The organism is Microbacterium forte, assembly GCF_031885415.1.
Lineage (GTDB): Bacteria > Actinomycetota > Actinomycetes > Actinomycetales > Microbacteriaceae > Microbacterium > Microbacterium forte.
The window spans coordinates 1,344,589-1,369,767 of the sequence record NZ_CP116871.1 but is presented as its reverse complement, the minus strand read 5'-3'; the positions used below and the strand labels follow the sequence as shown (position 1 = coordinate 1,369,767).

Below are 25,179 nucleotides of genomic sequence, written 5' to 3'. Positions count from 1 at the left end.
CGTCAGGCGTGCAGGTCGACGCCCTTCGTCTCCTTCACCATCGTCACTGCGATGAGGGAGATCAGCGCCGCGGCGGCGATGTAGACGCCGATCGTCCACGCCGCGTGGAACTGGTTCATCAGCGTCTCTGCGATCATCGGAGCGAACGCCCCGCCGAGAATGGCACCCAGTGCATATCCGATGGAGACGCCCGAGTAGCGGACGTTGGCCGGGAACATCTCGGCGTAGAGGGCCGCCTGCGGGCCGTAGGAGAGCCCGAGTGCGAACGTCATCACGAACAGTGCCACGAAGTACCAGAAGATGTTCGCCGTATCGATCAGGAACCACATCGGCACAGCCCAGAGCGCGAGTGCGATGTAGCCGATCTGGAAGGTGCGGACCCGCCCGAGACGATCGGAGAGGTGACCGCCCCAGAGCGTGAAGATGAGCCATCCGAACGAGGCCAGCGTCGTCGCCAGCAGCACGGGAGGACGCTCCATGCCGAGAGCGGTGACAGCGTAGGTGGCGAAGAACGCGATGAGCAGGTAGCCGGCGGCGTTGTTTCCGATGAAGATCAGTGCGGTGAGGACGACCTGCTTGGTGTTCTTGCGGAACAGGCGGCCCAGCGGTGCCGAGGCCTCCTGACGGCGGCGCCGGAGATCTTCGAAGACCGGGCTCTCATCGACTGCGCGCCTGATCACGTAGCCGACGGCGATCAGCACGATCGACATGAGGAACGGGATCCGCCAGCCCCACTCGAGGAACGCCTCGGGTGACATCGAGCTCGTCAGCACCCAGAGTGTCGCTGTCGCGAGGATCATGCCGATCGGAACACCGATCTGCGGGAAGGCGCCGAAGAGTCCGCGTCGGTTCGTGGGCGCGTGCTCGACGGCCATCAGCGCCGCACCGCCCCATTCACCGCCGGCCGAGAACCCCTGCAGGATGCGGAGCACGATGAGCAGGATCGGCGCCGCGACACCGATCGCCGCATAGGTCGGCAGCAGGCCGATCAGGGAGGTGGAGAGCCCCATCATCACGAGCGTGAAGACGAGCATCCTCTTGCGGCCCAGCTTGTCGCCGAGGTGCCCGGCGACGATGGCTCCGAGGGGGCGGAAGAGGAAGGATATTCCGATCGTGGCGAAGGACAGGATCTGCGCGAACCCCTTGTTCTCCTCGGCGATCGGAGCGAGGAAGAGCGGAGCGAGCACGAGGCCCGCGGCTTGCGCGTAGATGAAGAAGTCGTACCACTCGATCGAGGTGCCGACCAGGGTGCTGGCGAGCACCCGCCGTTCCTCGGCGGGCATCCTCGTTCTCGTGCTGTCTGCGGAGACTGCTGACGTCATGCGAACTCCATTGTTCTGCGGGTGGGGGGAGAGAGCGACGACGTGCCGCTCCGAATCACTTACCGAATGATCGGTCAGTAATTGACGAGAGTAGCGCACGCCGACCCGCGGCCCAAGCGCTGCGTCCATGGCGGCGCGGGAGTGCGACGTGCGCGGCCCTCACACCCGCCCGAATGCACGCAGAGGATGCTCGATGAGCTCGGTCACTCGACGCAGGAAGCCGGCGGCGTATCCGCCGTCGCACACCCGGTGGTCGAACACCAGCGAGATCTGCACGATGCGGCGGGGGACGATCTGCCCGTCGATCACCCACGGCCGCTCGATGATGCGACCGATTCCGAGGATCGCGACGTCGGGGTGGTTGATGATCGCGGCTGAGCCGTCGACCCCGAGTCCGCCGTAGTTGTTCAGGGTGAACGTCGATCCGCGCAGGCGCTCCGGCGGCATCGACCCGGAGCGGGCTGCAGTCGTCAACTCGCGCAGCGCCGCGTCGAGCTGCTCGACGGAGAGCTCGTGGGCGCGGGGGATGACCGGAACGACGAGCCCGCGTGCGGTGTCGGCGGCGACGCCGAGATTGACGCCCTCGAACGAGATGAGCTCTGAGGCGTCGTCGCTCAGTCGAGATGCCAGCACCGGATGATCCTCCAGGGCGAGCAGCACGAAGCGCGCGATGAGGGCTGTGAGCGAGGGGGATCTGCCGCCCTCGGGAGCCATGCCTGCGCGCAGCGTCCACAACTCGGTGGCGTCGACGTCGACCCACACGGTCGCCTCGGGGATCTCGGAGCGGCTGCGGCTGAGCTTCGCGCTCACGGCGCGGCGCAGAGCCGACAGACGCTCGCGCGAGACCACGGCGAGGCCGTCGAGGCTCTGCCCGCTCGCGCTGCGATGCTGTGCGGCTGCGCCGTCGACGGCATCGTCGACGGCCGCGGCCAGGACGTCGGCGCGGGTGATCGAGCCGTCGTGTCCGGTCGGGGTGATCTCGTGCACGTCGAGCCCGAGATCTCGCGCCAGGCGTCGGACGAGCGGTGAGCGCACGGCCACCGTGCGCCGCGAGGCGGTCGTCGGCGGGGCGGGAACGCCAGGCTCCGTCGGCGTCGGCTCGGGCAGCGTCGCTTCTGCTGAGGGAGCGGCATCACGGACGCTCGACGTCGGGACCACGGTCGCCCGCGCACGACGACGACCGGTCGTCACGCGGTCGGAGGTGCCGTAGCCGATCAGGACGTTGCCCGAGCCCGCTCGCTCCTCTTCTCGGTAGGCCGCGTGCTCTGCGGCATCCGAACCGTTCGGTGCGCCCGAGTCGGTCGTGCTCGCCGGCTGCGTCGCATCGGAGACCTCGAGAACCGGGGCGCCGACGTCGATCGTCTCGCCAGGCTCTCCGTGCAGGGCGGTCACGACTCCCGCGAAGGGAGAGGGCAGCTCGACGATGCTCTTGGCCGTCTCGACCTCGGCGATCGCCTGGTCGGTGACGATGGTGTCGCCGACCGCGACCAGCCACTGCACGAGGCCCGCCTCGGTCAGGCCCTCGCCGAGATCGGGGAGCCGGAAGACGCGGGTGGTGAGTGCGGTCATGACGCGTCCTCCCAGTGCAGCGAGTCGATCGCGTCGAGGACGCGGTCGACATCGGGCAGGTACCAGTGCTCGAGCTTCGGCGGCGCATACGGGGTGTCGAAGCCGGTGACGCGTCGCACCGGCGCCTCCAGATATTCGAAGCAGCGCTCGAACACCCGTGCCTGGATCTCGGAGGCGACGCTGGCGAAACCAGGGGCCTCGGCGATCACGACCGCTCGTCCGGTCGCACGCACGGCGGCCATCACCGTCTCGTCATCGAAGGGAGACAGCGAGCGGATGTCGATGACCTGCACGCTGCGCCCCTCGGATGCCGCGACGTCTGCCGCCTCGAGAGCGAGCGGCACCGAGGCGCCATAGGCGATCAGGGTGACATCCGTGCCCTCGCGCGCGACCCTGGCGGTGCCGATCTCGGCGACCACCGAGGTGTCGACCTCGCCCTTCGTCCAATACAGCTTCTTCGGTTCGAGGAAGATCACCGGGTCGGGCGAGGCGATCGCCGCTCGCAGCATCGAGTACGCGTCCTGCGGCGTCGACGGACTCACGACCGTGAGCCCGGGGGTGTGGGCGTAATACGCCTCGGACGAGTCGCAGTGGTGCTCGACTCCTCCGATGCCGCCCCCGAACGGGATGCGGATCACGAGCGGCATCCGCACGGCGCCGCGCGTGCGGTTGCCGAGCTTCGCGACGTGGCTGACGATCTGCTCGAACGCGGGAAGCGCGAAGGCGTCGAACTGCAGCTCGACGACGGGCCTCATGCCGTTCATCGCCATGCCGACGGCTGTGCCGACGATGCCGGATTCGGCGAGCGGGGTGTCGAAGCAGCGATCCTCGCCGAACCGCGCGGTGAGCCCGTCGGTGATCCGGAAGACGCCTCCGAGCGCGCCGACGTCTTCGCCGAACACCACGACCTCCGGATCGCTCTCGATCGCGTCCGCGAGGGCGAGATTCAGAGCGGCGGCCATGCTCATGGTAGATACGGCCGCGACACGCATGTCGACGCGGACGTCGTCGTGGGCGATGGTCATCGTGCACCTCCTGCGGGTTCGTGCGTGCGCTCGATCTCGCCCCTCAGCAGGTGCCACTGTTCTTCTCGCTGCGGCGAGCGAGACTCGGTGACGAAGCGGAAGAGGTCTTCGGGGTCGATGTCGGCGTCCGTGTTGAGCGCCTCCCGCATCGCCGCAGCCGTCTGCTCGGCTCCGTCGGCGTACTCCGCCTCGAGCTCTTCCGTGAGCGCGCCCGTGCCGGTGAGGTACGTGCGCAGACGTGTCAGCGGATCACGCGCGACCCACGCCTGGACCTCCGCGCGCTCGCGATAGCGGGTGTCGTCGTCGGCGTTCGTGTGCGCCTGCATCCGGTAGGTGTGCGCTTCGATGAGCGTCGGTCCGCCGCCGGCGCGCGCCCGATCGACCGCATCGCCGAGCACTGCCAGCACTGCGGCGACGTCGTTGCCGTCGAGGCGCTGCCCCGGCATCCCGTAGCCGATCGCCTTGTGGGCGAGGGAGGGCGCCGCGGTCTGACGACTGAGCGGCACGGAGATCGCGAACTCGTTGTTCTGCACGAAGAAGACGACGGGCACGTGGAAGACCGCGGCAAAGTTCATGGCCTCATGGAAGTCGCCCTCGCTGGTCGCGCCGTCACCGCACAGGGCCACGACCACGGTGCTCTCGCCGCGCCTCTTCGCGGCATACGCGAAGCCCACCGCGTGCAGGAGCTGCGTGGCGAGGGGAGTCGCCTGAGGAGCGACGTGGTGCGCCCGCACGTCGTAGCCCGAATGCCAGTCGCCCTTGAGGAGCACCATCGCGTCGGCCGGGGCGACGCCCCGCGCGACGACCGCCACCGAGTCGCGGTACGTGGGGAAGAGCCAGTCGTCATCGGCGAGAGCGAGAGCGACGCCGATCTGGCACGCCTCCTGACCGTGCGACGACGGGTAGACGGCCAGGCGACCCTGCCGCACGAGAGCGCTGGCCTGGTCGTTGATGCGTCGACCCTCGACGAGACCCCGATAGGCGGCGAGCAGGGCGTCGGCGTCCGGGAGCGCGTAGCGCTCGTCCTCGATGACCCTGCCGTCTGCATCGATGAGCTGGACCGCTGTGTCGCGCGGCAGCAGATCTGCATGTTCCATCCGTTCGCCCTCCTTGCCGAACCCGATGAGGACAGCATGCGCCTCGGGAGACAGTCGTCCAAGAACAATCGACGGATCGTGGACGATTGCTGTCGGGTTGCCCATCCGTACGACGAAATGTCAGAATTCAGGCACGGACGAAGGGGTTCCATGATCACGCTCGACGAGACCGACCACGCGATCCTCGCGGAGCTGAGGGCCGATGCGCGTGCGTCCATGACCGCCATCGCCGAAGCGGTGCACATCTCGAGGGCGGGCGCGCATGCGCGGATCAAGCGCCTCACCGATGCGGGCATCATCACCGGATACTCGGTGCGCACGGATCCGGTGCTGCTCGGCCACCACGCCAGCGCATACGTGACGCTGGCGATCGAGCAGGCGACGTGGCAGGAGGTCAGCGCCCGGCTCCGCGCCATCCCCGAGATCGAGCACATGGCACTCGTCGGCGGAGACTTCGACGTGATCCTGCTCGTCCGAGCGAGCGACGCGCGCGACCTCCGTCGGATCGTGCTGGAGGACATCCAGGCGATCCCGTCGATCAGGTCCACCCGCACCACTCTCATCTTCGAGGACTTCACCCTCGTCTGATCCGGTGTCCGAGCGGGGACGCCGAGGTCATCCCTTCGCACTCGGACATCTGCGGCGCACTCCTCGACAAGTGGGCCGCCCGACGGCGTCCGACAATGAGACGACCGCCAGTTCCTTGGCACGCGTCCCGCTCGAAGGAGAGTCCCGATGTCCGAATCCGCCGCATCCGCAGCCACTGCGCTGCTCGACCGCATCCAGGCGCCGGAGGGCGCCGGACGAGACATCCCGGATGCCGCCACACGTGACGTCATCGGTCGTGCGCCCGAGCATTCGGTCGGTGACCTCGACGAGGCGATCGCGCGGGCGCGGGCCGCGCAGCCCGGCTGGGAGTCTCTCGGGCACGCGAAGCGCAGCGAGCTGCTGATCGCGGCCGCCGATGCGATCGACGCGAACGCCGAAGCGCTCGCGCACCTCCTCTCTCGCGAACAGGGCAAGCCGCTGAACGGCCCCAACGCGCGCTTCGAGCTGGGTGCGTGCTCGGCGTGGCTGCGCACCAACGCGACGATCCCGATCGAGTCGCAGGTGCTCGTCGATGACGAGACCCTGCATGCCGAGCTCGTCTACAAGGCCGCCGGGGTCGTGGGCGCGATCGGTCCGTGGAACTGGCCGCTGATGATCACCGTCTGGCAGATCGGTCCGTCGCTGCGGATGGGCAACACCGTCGTCGCGAAGCCCAGCGAGTACACGCCCCTGAGCGTGCTCGCGATGCTGGCGGTGATGAACGACGTGCTGCCGGCCGACGTGCTCATCGGCGTCTCCGGCGACCGCGAGGTCGGCGCCCGCCTCGCCTCGCACCCCGACATCGACAAGATCATGTTCACCGGATCGACAGCCACCGGGCGCCGCATCATCGAGAGCTCGGCCGGCAACCTCGCCCGCCTCACCCTCGAGCTCGGGGGCAACGATGCAGGCATCGTGCTGCCCGGCACCGAGGTGTCGGCGATCGCCCAGGATCTCTTCTGGGGGGCGTTCATCAACACCGGTCAGACGTGCGCGGCGATGAAGCGCCTCTACGTGCACGACTCGGTCTACGACGAGGTCGTCGACGCGCTCGCCGAGATCGCGGCATCCGTGCCGATGGGCAACGGGCTCGACGAGAACAACGTGCTGGGTCCGCTGCAGAATCGCGCCCAGTTCGACATCGTGTCGAGGCTGGTGGAGGACGCGAAGGGCCGCGGCGCCCGTGTCGTCACCGGCGGCGAGGCGGCGCCCGAACTCGGCGAGCTGTTCTACCGGCCCACGATCGTCGCCGACATCGACAACGACGCGGCCCTCGTGCAGGAGGAGCAGTTCGGACCCGCGCTTCCCGTGATCAGGTACAGCGACGTCGACGAGGCGTTCGCCTTCGCCAACTCGGTCGACGTCGGTCTCGGCGCATCGGTCTGGGCGAGCGACCCCGAAGCCGCTCGCGAGGCGGCGACGCGCATGGAGTCGGGCACGGTGTGGATCAACTCGCACGGCGGGCTGCATCCCATGGTGCCGTTCGGCGGGGTGAAGAGTTCGGGCTACGGCCTCGAGTTCGGCGTCGAGGGGCTCAAGTCCGTCGCCGTGACCCAGGTCGTCTCGGGTCCGGGGCGGAAGGCTCAGGCATGAAGTCCGCGATCGTCGTCGGGGCAGGGACCTCGGGAGCGATCGTCGCACGACGGCTGGTGGATGCGGGAGTCGAGGTCACGCTGATCGAGGCCGGAGGGTACGACTCGAACCCCGCGATCCACGATCCGTCGAGGGCGGGGGAGCTCTGGCACTCGGCCGATGACTGGGACTTCTTCACCGTGCCGCAGGAGCACGCCGGCGGTCGCCGGCTGCATCTTCCGCGCGGAAAGGTCACCGGTGGGTCTCACGCGCTCAACGCCATGATCTGGGTGCGCGGCGCGGCCTCCGACTACGACGCGTGGGAGCGCGCGGGCGCGACCGGGTGGGGGTGGAGCACCGTCGAACCCGTCTTCGACGCGCTCGAGCACGACGTGCTGCCCGTCACCGACGACTACGAGCTCTCGCCGATCCAGGCGTCGATCATCGACGCGGCGGTCGAAGAAGGGCTGCCCCGCAATCCCGACTACAACGGCGGCACCCTCGACGGCGTCTCCCAGCAGCAGGTGACCATCCGCGACGGACGCCGGGTGAACACGTGGATGGCTTACGCCCAGCCCGTCGCCGACAGGCTCACGATCCTCACCGGACGCGAGGTGCATTCGGTGATCGTCGAGGAGGGTCGTGCCGTCGGCGTCCGGCTCGGATCCGGGGTCGACTCCGAGGATGTCTTCGCCGACGAGGTCGTGCTGTCCGCCGGTGCGATCGGATCGCCCGTGATCCTCCTCCGCTCCGGCATCGGCCCCGCCGACGAGCTCGCAGCCCTCGGCATCCCGGTCGTGGTCGATGCGCCCGGCGTGGGCAGGAACCTGCACGACCACCTGCTCTCTCCGGTCGTCTTCACGACGGAGCGGCCGGTGGGGCCGCCGCAGCCCGGCGTCTCGGTCACCCAGTCGCACCTCTTCTGGCGCAGTCACGACGACCTCGCAGAGCCCGACACGCAGCCGATCCACTTCTCGGTGCCGATGTGGGGCGACCTCGAACCTCGCGGAGACGACGGATTCACGCTCATGGCCGGCCTCGTGACGCCGCACAGCCGGGGCACGCTCACCCTGTCTGGTCCCGACCTCGCCGACCCTCCGCTGATCGACCTCGCTGCGCTCGCGGACGAGAGGGATGTCGCCTCGCTCGCGGCATCCGTGCGTCAGTGCCGTCGGATCGGCGGGCAGCCGGCGCTCGCCGACGCGTGGGGAGCGACCGAGGTGTATCCAGGCCCCGACGTGCCGGACGAGGGGATCGAGGACTGGGTGCGGCGCACCGCCATCACCTACCACCACCAGGTGGGCACCTGCCGGATGGGGTCGGATGCCGACGCGGTCGTCGATCCACTGCTGCGCGTCCGCGGCCTCGAGGGGCTGAGCGTGATCGATGCCTCGGTGATCCCGACCGTTCCGACGGGCAACACCAATGCGCCCGCCGCGATGATCGGCGAGCTCGGGGCGAGGTTGCTGCTCGGACGCTGACGGGGGTGCACGCGCGAAGAGCCCCCTCCTGCGAAGTGCAGGAGGGGGCTTCGGCGTCTCGTCGGGCGTGCGTGTCTGTCAGCCCGCGGTGTAGACCTCGCGACCGGCGAACCACGTCGAGCGCACCGGGGTGTGCACGATCTCGTCGGCGGGGCCGGCGATCGCATCACGGGCCAGCACGACGAAGTCCGCCGACTTGCCCGGCACGAGCGACCCGGTCTCCGATCCGAGACCCATCGCGGTCGCGGCGTTGATCGTGAAGACCTCCAGCGCTTCTTCGGCGGTGATCGCCTGCTCGGGCCAGAGGACGCCGGGTGCGCGACCGAGGGGGTCGGCGCGCGTCACGAGTCCCTGCAGTCCTTCGAGCGTGTTCGGAGACTCGCTCACCGGCCAGTCGGAACCGCCGGCGACCAGCGCTCCTGCATCGATCAGGGCGCGGTTGGGCTGCGAATGCTCGGCTCGATCACCGAGCACCTCGGCCAGCGCCTGGGGGATCACACCGGGGAACCAGATGAACGGCGAGATGTCGGCCGATACATCGAGGGCTCGCAACCGGGGGATGTCGTCCGAGGCGAGGAACTGGCCGTGCGCGATCTGGATCGGGGTGGTGAAGCCGTCGGCGCGGATGCGTGCGGCGACGTCCAGCACGAGACGTGCCGACCCGTCACCCGTGCAATGCACCTTGGCGCCGAGTCCGCGCTCCGCGACCGAGCGCAGCCATGTGTGCAGCTCGTCGAAGTCCATCGTCGTCTCGCCGTGGAAGTGGGCGCCGTGCACGGCATCCGCCACGTACGGCTCGAGGAACGACGCCGTTCGCGCGGGAGGCACCCCGTCGAGGAAGATCTTCACGAAGTCCGGTCGATGGTGCGGAGTCCGGTACTGCTCGCCGAGGTCGATGAGCGCCGCGCCGATCGGATCGAACCCGAAGATCTCGTCGTTGATCAGCAGCGACGACACGACCCAGGCGCTGAGCTCCTGAGACCGGTCGAGTGCCGCGAGCGCGGCGAGGATGTCTGTCGACACCCCGGCATCCTGGAACGTCGTGATGCCGAAGGAGTTGAGGATCTCGACGCCGCGGCGCGACGCCGCGATGTGCTGCTCGGCCGTCAGCCCGCCACTGCGGTCGTAGGCCTCCTGCACCGGGATGCCCGCGGCCTCGAGCAGCACCCCGGTCGGTGTTCCGTCCTCGGGATCGAGCAGGGTGACGCCGGCGGAGGGGATGCCGTCGGCGGTGATGCCGGCGAGCTGGAGTGCCCGGGTGCTCGCCCACCTGTTGTGCCTCGAGTCCTCGACCAGCACCACCGGTCGCCCTCCGGCCGCCTCATCGAGACGTTGCCTGGTCGCAGTGTTGGCGAGGGTCGGCAGCAGCGTGGTCGACACCGGGCCGCCCACGATCCACGCGTCAGGCGGCAGCGTCTGCGCCTTGTCGCGCACGAGGTCGAGGACGTCGTCGAGAGCGAGCGACGGCGGCAGCGAGAGCTCGAACAGCTCTGTGCGGCCGGCCATGGCGTGATGGTTGTGCACATCGACGAAACCGGGGTAGACCGCGGCGTCGCCGACGTCCAGCATCCGCGTGCCCGGCCCGCGGTGCGCCTGCATCTCGGCCCTGGTCCCGACGCCGAGGATCCGGCCGTCGCGCACGGCGAACGCCTCGACGACCGGCTTCCGGCGATCCGCCGTGCGGATCACGGAGCCCGTGACGATCAGTTCGGCCGACACCATCTCAGACGGCTCCGAACAGGGCGGGTTCGAGACCCTCTGCGTGATGCGTCGTCGAGAGCAGCCTGCCGTGCGCGCCGAACGTGAAGTGCGTCGGCACCTCGCCCGACTCGTCGAGTCCGAACAGCACGCCGTGCGAGCGGATCGCGTTCACATCGCGGTGGTCGGCGATCGTGACGGACGCGCACGGGATGACCTTCTCGCGCCACGCGAAGATGTAGATGCCGGGGCGCACCTCCCAGACGCTGTTCTCGTCGGTGTCGGCGAGACCTCGTTCGGGGCCGGCGAGGCACTGCCACGAGTACCAGCGCTCCGAGAGGTAGACGTGCTCGTATGCGTGCTCCTCGCTGTAGACCCACTCGACCCGCCGCCCGATGAGAGTCGTCGCCGGGGCGGGCTCGGCGCCCGTCACGGTCGCGCCTTCGATGATGCTCGGCGCGAACACGTGCTGCACGCGGGTGCGCCCCTGTTCCGGCGCAGGCAGGATCACCGAGATGACGGCGAGGGCGCGCCCGTGGCGGAGGTCGACGACGAGCGACACGGCCTCGTTCGGCAGGTACCTGTGGTGGAACTGCACGAAGTACAGGTCGTCATCGACCTCGAAGGCCTCGTAGTCGTCGGTGTCGGATGCCGGCGCTGTCGAATCCTCGGCACCGGGGCGGTAGTCCCACGTGACCGTGGTGTCGGCGAATCGGTGCGAGATGCGGGTTCCGCGCGCATCCACGACCGTGATCTCCCGACCGCTCAGCGCGGTCGTGTGCGGGGCCTTGTTGGCGTCGAACCCGGGGGCGAGGCCCTCGAGCGGAAGCCAGGTGGACGTGTCGGCGGGGTTCAGAGTCGTCATGTCTCTCCTCGAGATGGGGTGCGGGTCGGGTGAGCGTCAGCGGTCGCTGAATCGCTCGAGGTCGGATGCGAGGCCCTCGTACACGGCGGGCCTCGAGCGCTTCAGATAGGCGCCGTAGGCGATCCCGCCGATGAGAGCCACCACGAGCAGCAGCGGCATGAGGCGGATGGCGAGCTCTTCGGATCCGGCGACGATGTTGAAGTTCACGATCGCGAGCACCGAGATCGCGGCGATGCCGAGGAATCCGATGCCCGGAGCGATGAACGTGCTCCACCACCTCGGGTCACGGGAACGACGGAAGTACACGACGATCGAGATCGCTGCGAGTCCCTGCAGGATCAACACGCTCAGGGTGCCGAAGCCGAGCATCGCCGGCACCAGGGTGAGGATCGGGTCGGCACCGGCGATCGCGAAGATGATCGCCACGATCGCGGCGAATGAGGCCTGCACGATCCCCGCGATCTGCGGGGCGCCGTTGCGTCGCGTGCGGGCCAGTGCATGCGGAAGGATCCGCGCGCGCCCGAGGGAGTAGAGGTAGCGCGTGGCGGAGTTGTGGAACGCGAGCATCGCCGCGAACAGGCTGACGAGCAGCAGGATCATCATCACCGTGGTCAGCGGACCGCCGAGGTACTGCTGCGAGAGGGTGAAGATGAGGTCGCCCGTCGGCAGGTGCTCGAGAGCCGTGGTCTGTGCCTGCGCGACGCCGGTCGCGCTCACGACGGCCCACGTGGTGACGCCCAGGATCACGCCGATCGCGATGATCGAGGTGTAGGTCGCGCGCGGGATGGTGCGCAGCGGCTGCTTCGCCTCCTCGCTGAACAGGGCGGTCGCCTCGAAACCGAGGAAGCCTGTCGCGGCCAGGAGCAGGCCGATCGGCAGGGAGCCCGAGAACACGGCTTCGGGGCTGAAGGCGGCCACGTCGTATCCCGTCTGCACGAGCACCGAGACGTCGAAGACCACGAGCATCAGCACCTCGAGCACGAGGCACACCCCGAGGATCTTGGAGCTGAAGTCGACGCCGACCCTCGCCAGCACGAAGCAGACGACGATCGACAGCAGACCCCAGATCAGCCAGTGCACGTCGAGGCCCGTGAGGTCACGGATGATGTTCTGCATGAAGAAGCCGCTGGTGCCGATCGTGCCGACCACGAAGAAGTTGTAGCCGAGCGTGGCGATGAGGCCCGCGACGAGACCGCCCGTGCGGCCGAGACCCTTCACGACGAAGGCATAGAAGCCGCCGGCGTTCACGAGCTGCTTCGACATCTGCGCGTATCCCACGGCGAACAGCAGCAGGATCGCGGCGACCAGGAAGAAGGCCATCGGTGTGCCGCCACCGTTTCCGAGGGCGATCGCCAGGGAGGCGACGACCACGATGCCCGTCAGCGGTGCGACGGCGGCGAGCACGAGGAAGACGATCCCGGCGACGCCGAGCGCGCCGGGTCGAAGAGAGGTGTGGTCCTGCTGCGTCGTGGACGCAGATATCGGGTCTGCCACGTCGGCTCCTTTGCTGGGTGACGGCCGTGTCGAACGGCATCGAGGATGAGGGGGATCGTCGATAGAGCGAGTCTGCTCGCGCCGCGAGTCCGGCGGTTGACCCTGAGCGAAGGACGATGGTGCCAGCGCGCACAGCCGTCCATGCCGTGTTCCCGGCTTGCGCACGGCGGAGCAGGATGACCGTGATGACACCGCCGTCCTTGAGGAGCGCCGCCCGGCGCTGCCGCGGAGTCTCGGGGGAGATCATGGACCTGCAGCTGAGCGGCACGACCGCGCTGATCACGGGAGCAGCGAGCGGCATCGGGCGTGCGACGGCGCTCGCGCTCGCCGCGGAAGGGGTGCGTGTGGCCCTGCTCGATCGCGACGGTGCTGCGCTCGCTGAGACGGCACGCGGATGCCATGACGCCGTGGTGCGCGTGGCTGATGTCACCGACCAGGCACAGGTCGCGGATGCGGTCTCGACCTCCGTCGAAGAGCTCGGTGGGTTGGATGCTGTCGTCTGCTGCGCCGGGATCTCGGGCCCGGTCGGGTCGCCCATCGATGAGATCTCGCTGCTCGAGTGGAACACGGTGTTCGCCGTCAACGTCACGGGCGCGTTCCTCGTGCTGGCGCAGGCGCTCCCCGCGCTGCGCGCTTCGGCCACCGCATCCGTCGTGCTGCTCGCGAGCGACTCCGCGTTCGTGTCATCGCCGGGCATGGCGCCGTACTGCGCGTCGAAAGCGGCGCTCGTCCAATTGGGCCGGTCGCTGTCGGTGGATCTCGCCCGAGACGGCATCAGAGTGAACACGGTGGCGCCGTCGATCGTCGACACGCCGATGAGTCGGGGCGACCTCGGCGCCGATGCGTTCGTCGATCCATCGTTCGCGGTGCAGACGCCCGAAGACGTCGCCTCTCACGTGCTCTACCTCGTGTCACGACGCAGTGGAGCGATCAACGGCACGACGATCGTCAGCGACTTCGGGTATTCGGCCCGATCAGGATTCCCCGCCTGATGACCTCGGGGGCAGCGGATGGTGCGTGAGCGCGTGGACTTGCGCGTGAGCGCGTGAACTGCGCGGGAGCGCGTTAACTGCGCGGGAGCGCATCAGGAACAGGAGCAGACATGGGCATTGCAGTCGGATCGACGGTCTCGGGGCACGTCGTCGTCATCACCGGCGGCGGAACCGGCATCGGCGCGGCGGTCGCCGAACGGTATGCCGCAGAGGGCGCTCACGTCGTCGTGGTCGGGCGGCGGCCTGAGCCGCTGCGCGCCGTGGCGGATGCGGTGGGCGCTCATCCGATCGTCGCGGACGCCGCCGACACGGCATCCGCGCAGGCTGCGGTGGCTGAGGTGCTCGCGACGTTCGGGCGGCTCGACGTTCTGGTCGCGAACGCCGGCGGACACGGGTTCTCACCCGTCGCCGACACCGACGACGACAGCTGGGATGCGGCGATCCGCGCCAACCTCACCACGGCGTTCGTCATGGCGCGGGAGGCATTGCCGTCGCTGATCGAGGCGAAGGGGCAGATCGTGATCGTGTCGTCGCTCGCCGGTCTCTTCGCTGGGCCGTCTGTGGCCGGATACACGGTGGGCAAGCATGCTCTGATCGGTCTGACACGGACCCTCGCCCGCGACTACGGACGACGGGGTGTGCGCGTGAACGCGGTGTGCCCCGGGTGGGTGCAGACGCCGATGGCGGACGACGAGATGGACGAGTTCGCCACGCAGGCGGGCCTCGGATCGCGCGAGGAGGCATATGCGACCGTGACGGCGGACGTGCCGCTGCAGCGACCGGCTCGCCCCGCCGAGATCGCGTCGGTCGTGCGGTTCCTCGGGTCGGGGGAGTCGTCGTACGTCACGGGTGCCGTGATCGTGGCGGACGGCGGATCCCACGTGGTGGATGTGCCGACGATCGCGTTCGATCGGGCGGGGATGTAGGGAGTATCTGTTCGGTGTTCGGTGCTGGGCTGGGTTGGGCTGGGTTGGGCTGGGTTGGGTTGGGTTGGGTTGGGTTGGGTTGGGTTGGGCCGGGCAGGGTTGGGTTGGGTTGGACTGGGTTGGACTGGGCAGGGCAGGGGAGGGCAGGGTTGGGTTGGCCGTTCCATGTGGCGTCGTGCAATGCCGTGCAGTGTCGTGTCGTGCCGTGCCGTGTCGTGCCGTGTCGTGCCGTGTCGTGCCGGCCGTGCGTACCGTGCCGGCTGTGCGTGCCGACCTGTGTCGGGCGAGCGGTGCTATGCCGCCCCCTGTCGTTGAGCAGCATCCCGGAAGACTGGAATTCCCTCCTGACCTAGGAAAAATTCGGGACTGTGCGGGTCTCGAATGTCGGTGGTCCCCGGTTGACTGGGGGGTATGAACAGCACCGCGGAGCTTTTGGATCGGGTCGTCGCCGACCTCGACGCGGTGCTGTCCGACGACGCTCTGGCGGGGTTGTCGGATGCGGAGCGGGTTGCGGTGTTGCAGGGGGCGGGGGCGGCGTTCCGGCGTGCCGAGGCGGTGATCGTGGAGACGATCGCGACGGGGGATCCGGGCGACCTTCCGCATTCGGCGGGCTGCCGGGGGCTGAATGAGCTGTTGCAGCGGACGGTGGGTGTGGATGTGCGGGGTGCGACCCGGGTCGACAGGGTGGTCGATCTGGTGCGGCGGCCGATGAGTCTGGCGGGGGAGAGGATGCCGGCACGGTGGGCGGAGATGCGGCTCGCCCTGCTGGACGGGGTGGTCGGTGTCGCGGGGTTTCTGGCGGCGACGGGTCCGATCGAGAAGGTGTGGGATCGGCTCACGGTCGATCAGCGGTTGGCGGCGGATGTCGCATTGGCGGGGTGCGCCCGCGGCCACGGCCTCGACACGGAACCCGGCGACGACCCGGACTCTGATGAGGGTGCGGCGGGTCCGTCGCCGACGGTGCAGGATCTGAAGGCTCTGGCGGAGGATCTCGCGTCGATGTTCGATCCGGATGGTGAGGAACCGAAAGACGAGGATGCGCGGCGTCGTCGGGGGATCACGATCGGCCGGGTGAAAGATGGCATGCATGCGATCCGCGGCTACCTGACCCCGGATGCCGCCGCCCAGTTGCAACTCATCCTGGACGCGATCCTCAACCCGAAGGGCGACGGACCGCCGATGCCCGGGGTGTTCTTCGCCCCGACCGGGGCCCCCGGTGCCGACACCGATTCTCCCGACGCCGACTCTCGCGGTCCCGACTCTCACGATCCCGACTCTCACGATCCCGACTCTCGCTATACCGAGTTTTGGGATCCCGACTCTCGCGACGCCGACTCTTCGCGCGCTGGTGCTGGTGCCGGTTCTGGCGTCGACGCTGACGCCGAGAGGGGGCGCGATCCGGAGGAGACCGATCCGTTCAACTCCGACCCGCGGTCTGTGCTCGATGACCGCACCGCGGCGCAGAAACGCCACGACGCCCTGACCGCAGCGCTCGGGATCGCGGCGCGGCACAAGGACATGCCCACCCTCGGCGGTGCATCACCGGTCGTCGTCGTCACCGTCGACGCCAACGACCTCGCCACCCACGCCACTCAGGCCACCGGTGCTGTGTTCGGAGGCGCTGCCACCGGTGCTGCCTTCGGAGGTGCCGCCTTCAGAGGCGCTACCTTCGGAGGTGCCGGTGCTGCGGCCGGGGCGCGCGGCAATGGTGGGTGGGCGACGATCCCCGGATCCGGTGCTCATGTTCCCGTCTCCGTCGCGGCGCAGGTCGCGTGCAGCGGAGCGATTCAGCGCGTGCTCATGGACGAGGGGCGGATCATCGGGATCACGACCACGGATCGGATCTTCACCGTGCGTCAACGGCGGGCGATCATCGCCCGCGATAAAGAGTGCCTGATCCCCGGATGCCACGTCCCCGCCTCATGGTGCGAGATCCACCACGTCACCGAACACGCCAGGGGCGGCCCCACGCACACCGATAACGGTGTGCCGTTGTGCTGGTGGCACCACCGCTCCCTCGGCACCTCCGGATGGGAGATCCGGATGAACGACGGCCTCCCGCAAGTGCGCGGACCGGCGTGGTGGGACCCCGACCAGCGCTGGCGCACCCCGAAACTCAGCCTCCCCGCTGACCTGCCCCGGAAGCACCTCACCCGCACCGGATGACATGGGCGAAATCAACCACACCGCCACGACCGGTCAGAGCACGCCTCGACGGTGCTCGGCCGAGGGGCTACTCGCGAGCCTCCGACGTGTCGGGTCGCAGCGCGTCCTCGGAGCGGCGTCACGCCGCACTCCGGATGCGATGATCTCGCCGCAGCGCCGCAGCGCCGCAGCGCCGCAGCGCCGCAGCGCCGCAGCGCCGCAGCGCCGCAGCAGCGTCAGCGGGTCGTTATGTCACCGCCGTGCCCACGCCACCGCGTCACCGAACGGTGAGCTCGAAGCCGTCAGCGGTCGGAACCACGGCCACCTGCGTGAGGTCGTCGACGTGGAAGGTCGGCTGGTGAGACGTCGCGTGAGAGCCCACGCCGATGACCCGCATCCCTGCAGCATGGGCGGCCTGGATACCCGCGCCGGAGTCCTCGAACACGACGCAGTCGGCGGGGTCGATGCCGAGCAGCTTCGCACCCAGCAGGAAGCCTTCAGGGTCCGGCTTCGATGCCGACACGCTCTCTGCGGTCACGGTCAGCGAGGGCACCGTGAGCCCCGCCTGGCCCATGCGGGCGTTCATCAGCGTCACGTCGGCGGACGTCACGATCGCATGCGGATAGGGGCGCAGAGCATCGAGCAGCACGTCGGCGCCCTCGATCGCGATGACGCCATCGACGTCCTTGCTCTCGTTCGCCAGCATCACGGCGTTCTCTCGGATGTTGATCTCGTGATCCCGCTCCGGAAGCATGATCGCCATGCTCTGATGTCCCTGGCGACCGTGCACGACATGCAGCACCGTCGCCGGGTCGATTCCGTGCGGCGCGGCCCACTCCAGCCACAGCCGTTCCACGACGGCGGTCGAATCGACGAGAGTGCCGTCCATGTCGAGCAGGACGGCGCGGGCGCTGATGGTCTCAGTCATCCCCTCAGGCTACTGCGCAGCAGCCTGAGTCCGAGGCGACCGACCATCACCCACCGAGGTACGCGCGATGCAGCAGCTGCGAGTCCTCTTTCAACTCCTCGGCGGTGCCCTGGAAAGAGACGCGGCCGCCGGCGACCACGACGGCCTCCCGAGCGAGCCCGAGGGCGAGCTGCGTGAACTGTTCCACGAGCAGCACGCCGACGCCGGATGCGGCGATCGACTTCACGATCGGCATGAGCCGCATGAAGACCACCGGCGCGAGCCCGAGCGACATCTCATCGATCAACAGGATCCGGGGCTTCGCGGCGAACGCACGGGCGAGCACCACCATCTGCTGCTCGCCACCGGACAGCAGAGCGGTGGGGGAGTCGATGCGCTTCTCGAGTTCGGGGAACTGCGCGAGCGCAGCATCCAGTTCCGCAGGCGTCCGCGCAGTGAGCGAGATGTTCTCGCGCACCGTCAGCGACGGGAACACGGCTCGCCCCTGCTCGATGTGCACGATGCCGCGGCGCGCCCTCGACACCCGGGACAGCTTGTCGATCGGCTCGCCGTCGAGCATCAGCGACCCCGAGGAGTGCGGGGTCACGCCGGACACCGATTCGATCAGGCTCGTCTTGCCCGCTCCGTTCGGTCCGACCAGGGCCAGCACCTCTCCACCTCTGACCGTCAGGCTCACATCCGAGATCACGGGTCCTGCGCCGCGACTCACGGTCACCGAATTCAGCACGAGTTCGCTCACTTCAGCAGCTCCGTCTCTCCCATGTAGGCCTTCACGACCTCGGGGTTCGCGAGCACTTCTGCCTGCGGCCCACTCGCGAGCACCCGACCGAAGTCGAGCACGGTGAGCGTCGGGCACACCGAGCGCACCAGATCCAGGTCGTGCTCGATGATGATCAGCGCCACGCCGTAGCGAGCGGGCAGCTCACGCAGTCTCGCCGCGAGAGCGAGGTGCTCATCATGCGACAGGCCGGCCGCCGGCTCGTCGAGGATCAGCAGTCGCGGCCGCGAGATCACGTTCGCCGCCACCTCGACGAGCCGTCTGGTGCCGACATCGATGCTCGAGAGACGCGCACGCGCCGGGGGGCATCCGAAGAACTCCAGCACCTCGTCGATGTCGGAGGCAGCCAGTCGCCGCCGCGCCACGAACCTGACGTATGCGCCCACGGTGAGCGCCGGCGGCACCCTGTCCTGCTGGAAGGTGCGGCGCAGACCGAGTCGTGCGCGACGCGTGGGTGAAAGGCCGGCCAGGTCTCGATCTCCGAGCAGCACCCGCCCTCCGTGCTTCGGCAGGAATCCGCTGATCGCATCGACGAAGGTCGACTTGCCCGCTCCGTTCGGGCCGATGAGCCCCATGATCGACGCCGCGGGCACCTCAAACGACACGTCGTCGAGTGCCTTGAGCGCGCCGAACTGCACCGTGAGCCCCTCGACCGTCAACACGGGTGCGCCGTCCAGCGCGCGCTCGTCGACGGTCGCGGTGGTCGTGGTCGTGATGACCGTGTCGCCCGCTTCGGCATCCGGAGGCAGCGCCGTCAGGGTCGCCGACGCCGTCTTGCGATCCGCGCGTTTCCAGAGGAGGGTGCGGATGCCCTGCCCGAGGTTGGTTCCGCTGGTGATCGCCTGCACGCCGAGCACTCCGAAGACGACGAATGCCCAGTCCTGCGGCACTCCCCAGCGCTTCAGAAGTTCGGGGACCAGCACCCAGAGGATGCCGCCGAGGATCGCCATGTCGATCAGATGCGCTCCCGACATGACGGCGAGCACGTAGAGGGCGAGGGACTGCAGCGGGGTGAAGCTCGATGCGAACGGAAGCTGCACCTGACCGGCGAGCAGCCCGCCGGCGATGCCGCCGAGTGCGGCCGAGACAGCGAACGCGGTGAGCTTCGCGCTCTGCACGCTCTGGCCGGCAGCCGCGGTGCCGCGTTCCGAGAAGGCGACGGCCTTCCAGCTCGAGCCCCAGCGTCCGCGCTGCAGGAAGAACACGCCCAATGCGCAGACGGCGAGCACCACCACCGAGAGGAAGAAGAACTCTCGGTCGTTCGAGAACAACGTGGGGCGCTCGACGGCCGTGCCGTCGGCGGAGCCCGGGAACTGGATCTGCACGAGGGTGACGTCTGCGGCAGCGGCGAATCCCAGGGTGACGACGGCGAGGTTGACACCGCGCAGCCGCAGCGCCGGAAGACCGACGAGGATGCCGACGAGGCCCGCCGCGATGCCGCCCACCACGAGCCAGACGACGAACCCGCCCGGGGCCTGCATGACGTTCAGCAGGGACACGATCCAGGCACCCACCGCGGCGAAGGTGAGTTGGCACAGCGCGATCATTCCGGCAGACCCGGTGACGATGCCGAGTCCCAGGATCGCGATGGCCGCGACGACCGCGCTGATCGCGAGGAAGACGAAGTAGCCGGGAAGCGCCGTGCTCAGGACGGCACCCGCCCCGACCGCGACGGCGGCGACGGCGAGAGGCCAGGACAGACGGAACCAGGGACGATCAGCGAGCGGCATCCCACACCTCCTTGCGCTGCGTCCACAGGAGAAGGACGACGATGAACAGGAACGGGAGGAAGTTGCGCACGAGCGCGACCTCGTCGATCTGCGCGACGAGACCGCCGAGCACACCGAGCACGACTCCGCCGACGACGGCGAGATCGAGTCGGCGGAAGCCCCCGAGCAGCGCGGCGGCTGCGGCGGGGACGATGAGCATCGCGAGGCTGGTCGCGTCGTTCGACTGCGACGGCGCGACGATCATGATCGCGATCGCGCTGATCACGCCGGTGACGAACCACACGGCGATCGACAGCGGGCGCGATCGGATGCCGAGGAGTTCGGCGGTCGTCGGGCGTTCCGACAGCGCGCGCAGCTGCGTGCCGACCCTCGTTCGGCGCAGGACGATCCGCACCGCGACCGCCGTCACGATCGCCATGACGACTGTGGCGATGGTCACCTGACTGATCACGACCCCGCCGAAGGAGAACGCAGGACCGGCGATGATCGGCGTGAAGGGCTGCGGCTTGTTGCCGAACAGGATGAACGACATCGAGATCAGCAGCAGCAGGGGACCGACGGTCATCGCCGATCGGGTGGTGGTGGAGGCCTCGGAGAGCCAGGTCGCGGCGATCCATCCGATCGCGGCTGAGAGCACCCCGCCGATGAGCACGCCGAGCGCGGAGCCGAGCCAGATCGGCAGCCCCAGTTCGCTGACGAACCATACGGCGCTGAAGGCGCCGAACATCCCGGTCGCGGCCTGGGCGAAGTTGACGACACGAACGAGACGTGACATCAGAGTCAGGCACACTCCGATGACCGCATAGAGACCGCCGGCGGCGAGACCGGCGATGGCGCCTTGCAGCATGAGGCGTCCTTTCTGGTGTGAGGGGGAGGAGGACCTGCCGCCGAGAATGCGCTCGGCGGCAGGCGAGGGGCGGCTACTCGCCGATGCGGAGCCAGTCGTCGGCGACCTTCTCCCAGGCGTTCGTGCCGGATTCGAGGATGATCGGCCAGCCGGCGGTGTTCTGCGTGCCGAAGGCATAGGGCGTTCCGACCATGGGGTTCTCGATCGGTTCCATCCCTCGCAGCGCCTCGGTGACGGTCTCGCGCGTGATGTCGCCGTCGATGCCCTCGAGCACCTCGATGAAGTAGGTCGCCGCGAGGTATCCGCCCTGACTGAACGAGGTGAGGGGGATGTCGTTCGCTTCCATCAGCTCCCGCCAGTCGGCGTTGATCTCGTCGTCGTCCGTGAACGGGTAGAACTCGGCGGGGACGTAGATGCCGGCGCCCGCATCGTCGATCGCGTCGGCGAAGTTCTCGCTGTAGACGCTGGTCAGGTAGAGCCAGGTCACGTCATCCCATCCCTGGGCGTTCGCAGCCTTGACCTGGCCGATCGCGTCGGGTTCGACCGGATTGATCGCGAGTGCCTTGCACCCCTGCTCGCGGGCCTTCACGATGTAGGGCGTGTAGTCCGATGCGCCGTAGGGCACGGTGTCGTCGACGTACTTCGGCTCCTTGCCGGTGATCTCGGTCCATTTGTCGATCGCGGCCTGGTAGGTCGGGCGCGTGGAACCTGCGATCTCCAGCAGGATGCAGATGTCATCGAGCCCGAGCACCTCGGAGCCGTACTGCAGGGTGAGGGTCATGTCGTTGAACGGGCCGACGTTCGCGGGCGAGATGTTGTCGCTGGCGAAGCAGCCGGTGTCCACCCCGATGCCGGGAAGCGACAGGATGTCCTCCTGCTCGTAGTACTTCGCGTTGATCTCGCACTCGATCAGGCTCGCCGATCCGACCAGGGCGACGGCCCCGTCGCTGCCGACGAGCTCGCGGGCGGATGCCGTCGCGGTCGCCGGGTCTCCCTTGTCATCGAGGGTCTTGTACTCGATGGTGCGTCCGTCGAGGCCGCCGGCCTCGTTGAACGCGTCGAACACGGCGGCGGCCGCGAGGGATGCCTCGGGGAACGTCGCCGGGCCGCTGATCGTGTTCACGGAGCCGACGACGATGGGGGAGCCTTCGCCGCCCCCGCTGCCGTCTCCGCCGGCGCAGCCGGCCAGGGTGAGGGCCGCCACGGCGATGAGCGCCGCAGTGCCGGATACTCGCTTGTTCATGTGATTCCTGCCTCTCGTGTGCTTCGGGACTGCTGCGGTCAGTCGCGCAACGCGCGGTTGACCAGTTCGGTGTCGGTGAACTGCTCGAAAGCGACGACCCTGTGATCGATCAGGCGCCAGACGTGCGCGACGCGGGCGGCGAAGAATCGGCCGGTCGCTCGGTACGTACCCGAGTAGGTGCCGATGCCCACGACCACGTCTCCGCCGTCGATGACCTCATCGATGGCGACCGTGTAGTCGTCCCACTCGTCTTGGATGCGCTGGAAGACACCCGCAGCCACCGCATCCGGTCCCAGGTATGTGCCGGCGTAGGGGAAGCCGGCGGCCTCGGTCCAGCTCACGTCGTCGGCGAGCGGTGCGAGCATGCCGTCGAGGTCGCCGCGGTCGCTCGCCGCGTAGTGCGCGGTGATGATGTCTGCGTTGCTCATCGGAGTCCTTCCTGAAAGTCGTCGGTCAGACGGGCTGAGCGTCGGGGTACTCGACGGACCCGAGCGGATAGATGTGGCCGCCGCCTCGTGAGTGCTCGGCGTCGCCGTCGCCGTTCAGGCCGAGGAAGATCCCGGTCGTCATCAGCTGGTAGCCGAGGTCGTGCAGCCAGACACTCGCGACCGCGATGCGGAACTCACGGAAGCAGAACAGGTAGAGCCCGTCGGCGAACTTCCAGACCGTCGAGAGGTCCATGTCCCCGTGCCCGCGCTGCACACCCTCCAGGCACTGCCATGCATAGCGGCGGCTCGAGATGTACACGTGCTCGTAGAGGTGGTGCGGGCTGTATCGGTAGACGTTGCGCTTGCCGATGAGGTCTCGGCTCGGCCCGGGCACTGAGCCCGTCGCGGTGCCGCCGTCGGTGGTCGCCGCCCAGAAGTCCTGCCCGACCTGCGGGATGCCCTCGACGGCCTCGGCCGCGATCCGCGACCGCACGACGGTCGCCCGGTGCGTCGTCGTCGAGTACACGACGGTGATGGCCTCGCGCTCGCGGCTCTCGAGCGGGATGTTCACGAACACCACATCGTCGCGCACGGCCACGGCGTCGTACGGGTCGGTGCCGTCTGCTCCCAGGCCCGACCAGGTGACGGCGATCGCGTCGAACGTCAACGAGAGCGTCGAGCCGTCATCGAGGGCGAGCGCCAGCGCGGTGCCCGACAGCGAGGCGTTCGGCAGTCGGAAGGTGTCGATGCCCGCGGCGAACTCGTCGTAGGTGCGCCATTCGTCGAGGGCGGAATCGGTCGTGACAGGGGCGATCATAGGGGTCCTGACGTCGCATCCAGCGGAGCATCGTCGCTCCGGGCATCGCGTCATCGCGGTGCGCTTGCCCCATGCTCCGGCCGGGCACGGCATCCGCTCAAGGGAGGCGGTGCCATCGCGCGCCGACAGTCAACCGGCGTGCCCTGCAGAGCAAGGATGAGGCGGGAGCATGCCGTGCCGTCGTCTTCGCCGCACTCTCGGGTGTCAGGATGAGGCATGCGAACAGAACCTCGGCCGGCCCTGTCGCCGGCGGTCAAGGCAGTCGCCTGGACGGCATCCGTCTTCTTCGCTCTGCTCCTCTTCGCCGTGGCGTGGGTGTGGTGCGGAATGTCCTACGAGGAGCAGTTCAGCGAGCAGTCCAAGGCCGTCAGCGCCGGGTCGACGATGGAGGGCTGGGGATTCACCGTCGGCCTCGTGCCGGTGCTGGTGTTCCATGCCCTGGTCGCGATCGGAGCGTTCTTCGCCGTCCACGACGGTGGACGGCGCGGAGTGCCGGCAAGTCTGGCGCTGGCGGTGGTGCTCGTCGTTGCGGTTTCGCTGCCGGGTTTCGTCGCGGTGCAGCTGCTCTACGGAGGCACGATGTTCGCACCGCCGGTCTACGTTCCCTGACAGGCCGTACGCCGAGCGCCGTTCGACGGGCCGAACGGTCCCGGGTCAGTGCGCTGCGCGGTACTCGCTGGGGGAGATGCCGAAGGCGGTTTTGAATGCGCGACTGAAGTGCGCCGCATCGACGAAGCCCCACCGGGCGGCGATCGCGGCGACGGGACGGTCGGCGAGCATCGGGTCGAGCAGATCACGACGGCACTGCTCGAGGCGGCGTGTGCGGATCCACGTCGAGACGGTCACGCCCTGCTCCTGGAACAGTCCGTGCAGGTGGCGGGTCGAGATGAAATGCGCCGACGCGATGGTCGCAGGTCCGAGGTCGGTCGAGGCGAGGTTGCGGTCGATGTACGAGCGGATGCGCTGCACGAGAGCGCGATGAGGATCGGCCGACACTTCGTCGAGGCCGAGTTCGCGGGTGAACACCGTCGTGACGAGGTCGAGCGCGCTGTGCGCCAGCCGGGCTCCCGTCGTTCCGGCGAGCTGATCGAGGTTGCCGGCGAGCTGCGTCAGATAGGGCACGACCATCCCGCCGAGACCGCCCTGACCCGAGATCCGCACAGCGGTGAGCTGCCCGATCATGTCGGAGGGGAGGCTGATCAGATGCTTCGGGAACATGACGACCATCGTGCGGAAGTCGTCGTCGAAGACCAGGGAGTAGGGACGATCGGTGTCGTAGACGGCGAGATCCCCGGCCTGGAGCACGGCTTCCCGGTCGTCCTGGATCAGCATCCCGGTGCCTGCGAGCATGAGGCTGAGCTTGAAGTACGACCGGTCGCTGCGCGCGATGAGCTCGGGCGTCCGCTCCACGACGTGCGACGCGGCGCGCACCTCGTTCACGTGCACCTCATCGACCGACGCGCCGCGGATGATCCCGCGGAAGTGGTCGGGCCCGGCGGTCGAGACCTGCAGCGGCACGAAGGACTCCGAGACGGCGGCGCGGAATTCGCTGATGTTGCGCGCGACGAGCGTCGACACCGATTCGGCGGGGGCGGCGAGTGCACCGTTCATGACTGATCACCTCGGGTGGTGGA

At 68.7% G+C, this 25,179-nt stretch carries 22 protein-coding genes; 7 read left to right on the top strand and 15 right to left on the bottom strand.

Annotation, left to right across the window (positions count from 1 at the left end; translation table 11 throughout):
* Positions 1-2: 2 nt before the first annotated feature.
* From OB895_RS06710 to pdhA, 4 genes are all read right to left on the bottom strand, one after another.
* The gene (locus OB895_RS06710; protein WP_042539398.1) at positions 3-1,322 is read right to left on the bottom strand and encodes an MFS transporter; all 1,320 of its coding nucleotides are present in this window, start codon (positions 1,320-1,322) and stop codon (positions 3-5) included.
* 159 nt (positions 1,323-1,481) lie between these two features.
* Entirely contained in the window at positions 1,482-2,891 is a 1,410-nt protein-coding gene (locus tag OB895_RS06705) for a dihydrolipoamide acetyltransferase family protein (RefSeq protein ID WP_079112443.1), read from the bottom strand.
* Positions 2,888-3,916 carry an alpha-ketoacid dehydrogenase subunit beta gene (locus tag OB895_RS06700; protein ID WP_311879555.1) on the bottom strand — a complete coding sequence of 343 codons (1,029 nt, stop codon included), beginning with the start codon at positions 3,914-3,916 and terminating at the stop codon, positions 2,888-2,890. The genes OB895_RS06705 and OB895_RS06700 overlap by 4 nt, the downstream gene beginning before the upstream one ends.
* Entirely contained in the window at positions 3,913-5,013 is a 1,101-nt protein-coding gene (pdhA, locus tag OB895_RS06695) for a pyruvate dehydrogenase (acetyl-transferring) E1 component subunit alpha (RefSeq protein ID WP_079112444.1), read from the bottom strand. The genes OB895_RS06700 and pdhA overlap by 4 nt, the downstream gene beginning before the upstream one ends.
* Positions 5,014-5,163: 150 nt before the next feature.
* Between pdhA and OB895_RS06690 the strand changes: the two genes are divergently transcribed.
* From OB895_RS06690 to OB895_RS06680, 3 genes are all read left to right on the top strand, one after another.
* Positions 5,164-5,601: an Lrp/AsnC family transcriptional regulator gene (locus OB895_RS06690; protein ID WP_042541627.1), complete on the top strand. Its 438-nt coding sequence runs from the start codon at positions 5,164-5,166 to the stop codon at positions 5,599-5,601.
* A 147-nt stretch (positions 5,602-5,748) separates the two neighbouring features.
* Positions 5,749-7,194 (top strand): aldehyde dehydrogenase family protein, encoded by a 1,446-nt coding sequence (locus OB895_RS06685; protein WP_042541626.1) that lies wholly within the window; start codon positions 5,749-5,751, stop codon positions 7,192-7,194.
* Entirely contained in the window at positions 7,191-8,654 is a 1,464-nt protein-coding gene (locus OB895_RS06680; protein WP_079112445.1) for a GMC family oxidoreductase, read from the top strand. Before OB895_RS06685 ends, OB895_RS06680 begins: the two co-directional genes overlap by 4 nt.
* 78 nt (positions 8,655-8,732) lie before the next feature.
* On the opposite strand, the gene OB895_RS06675 is transcribed toward OB895_RS06680, so the two are convergent.
* The 3 genes from OB895_RS06675 to OB895_RS06665 are packed head-to-tail and all read right to left on the bottom strand — an operon-like array spanning position 8,733 to position 12,711.
* On the bottom strand, positions 8,733-10,376 hold the full coding sequence (locus OB895_RS06675) for an amidohydrolase (protein ID WP_079112446.1): 1,644 nt from the start codon (positions 10,374-10,376) through the stop codon (positions 8,733-8,735).
* Position 10,377: 1 nt separating this feature from the next.
* A complete protein-coding gene (locus OB895_RS06670) occupies positions 10,378-11,217 on the bottom strand; it encodes a molybdenum cofactor biosynthesis F family protein (protein ID WP_079112447.1) in 840 nt (279 codons plus the stop codon).
* A gap of 36 nt (positions 11,218-11,253) precedes the next feature.
* Positions 11,254-12,711, bottom strand: coding sequence for an APC family permease (locus OB895_RS06665; RefSeq protein WP_079112448.1), 1,458 nt, complete (start codon positions 12,709-12,711; stop codon positions 11,254-11,256).
* 185 nt (positions 12,712-12,896) lie between these two features.
* Here OB895_RS06665 and OB895_RS06660 point away from each other — a divergent pair, with 185 nt between their 5' ends.
* The 3 genes from OB895_RS06660 (at position 12,897) to OB895_RS06650 (ending at position 16,795) form a co-directional block, all read left to right on the top strand.
* Entirely contained in the window at positions 12,897-13,703 is an 807-nt protein-coding gene (locus tag OB895_RS06660) for an SDR family NAD(P)-dependent oxidoreductase (RefSeq protein WP_228385663.1), read from the top strand.
* A 110-nt stretch (positions 13,704-13,813) separates the two neighbouring features.
* A complete protein-coding gene (locus OB895_RS06655; protein WP_042541621.1) occupies positions 13,814-14,629 on the top strand; it encodes an SDR family NAD(P)-dependent oxidoreductase in 816 nt (271 codons plus the stop codon).
* A gap of 411 nt (positions 14,630-15,040) precedes the next feature.
* Entirely contained in the window at positions 15,041-16,795 is a 1,755-nt protein-coding gene (locus OB895_RS06650) for an HNH endonuclease signature motif containing protein (protein WP_311879552.1), read from the top strand.
* Between the two features lie 256 nt (positions 16,796-17,051).
* Here OB895_RS06650 and OB895_RS06645 read toward each other — a convergent pair whose 3' ends face one another.
* The 7 genes from OB895_RS06645 to OB895_RS06615 all read right to left on the bottom strand — a co-directional run bounded on the left by OB895_RS06645 (position 17,052) and on the right by OB895_RS06615 (position 23,545).
* Complete coding sequence (locus OB895_RS06645) at positions 17,052-17,702, bottom strand: HAD-IA family hydrolase (RefSeq protein WP_079112450.1); 651 nt, start codon at positions 17,700-17,702, stop codon at positions 17,052-17,054.
* Between the two features lie 46 nt (positions 17,703-17,748).
* On the bottom strand, positions 17,749-18,441 hold the full coding sequence (locus OB895_RS06640) for an ABC transporter ATP-binding protein (RefSeq protein WP_079112451.1): 693 nt from the start codon (positions 18,439-18,441) through the stop codon (positions 17,749-17,751).
* Positions 18,438-20,210 carry a branched-chain amino acid ABC transporter ATP-binding protein/permease gene (locus OB895_RS06635; RefSeq protein ID WP_079112452.1) on the bottom strand — a complete coding sequence of 591 codons (1,773 nt, stop codon included), beginning with the start codon at positions 20,208-20,210 and terminating at the stop codon, positions 18,438-18,440. Before OB895_RS06635 ends, OB895_RS06640 begins: the two co-directional genes overlap by 4 nt.
* Positions 20,197-21,057: a branched-chain amino acid ABC transporter permease gene (locus OB895_RS06630; protein WP_079112453.1), complete on the bottom strand. Its 861-nt coding sequence runs from the start codon at positions 21,055-21,057 to the stop codon at positions 20,197-20,199. The genes OB895_RS06635 and OB895_RS06630 overlap by 14 nt, the downstream gene beginning before the upstream one ends.
* Positions 21,058-21,130: 73 nt before the next feature.
* Positions 21,131-22,300: an ABC transporter substrate-binding protein gene (locus OB895_RS06625; RefSeq protein WP_079112454.1), complete on the bottom strand. Its 1,170-nt coding sequence runs from the start codon at positions 22,298-22,300 to the stop codon at positions 21,131-21,133.
* A gap of 38 nt (positions 22,301-22,338) precedes the next feature.
* Complete coding sequence (locus OB895_RS06620) at positions 22,339-22,728, bottom strand: nuclear transport factor 2 family protein (RefSeq protein ID WP_079112455.1); 390 nt, start codon at positions 22,726-22,728, stop codon at positions 22,339-22,341.
* A gap of 25 nt (positions 22,729-22,753) precedes the next feature.
* A complete protein-coding gene (locus tag OB895_RS06615) occupies positions 22,754-23,545 on the bottom strand; it encodes a MoaF C-terminal domain-containing protein (RefSeq protein ID WP_079112456.1) in 792 nt (263 codons plus the stop codon).
* A 216-nt stretch (positions 23,546-23,761) separates the two neighbouring features.
* On the opposite strand from OB895_RS06615, the gene OB895_RS06610 reads away from it, so the two are divergent.
* The gene (locus tag OB895_RS06610; RefSeq protein WP_052493024.1) at positions 23,762-24,154 is read left to right on the top strand and encodes a hypothetical protein; all 393 of its coding nucleotides are present in this window, start codon (positions 23,762-23,764) and stop codon (positions 24,152-24,154) included.
* 45 nt (positions 24,155-24,199) lie between these two features.
* On the opposite strand, the gene OB895_RS06605 is transcribed toward OB895_RS06610, so the two are convergent.
* Positions 24,200-25,156, bottom strand: coding sequence for an AraC-like ligand-binding domain-containing protein (locus tag OB895_RS06605; protein ID WP_079112457.1), 957 nt, complete (start codon positions 25,154-25,156; stop codon positions 24,200-24,202).
* Positions 25,157-25,179 lie beyond the last annotated feature (23 nt).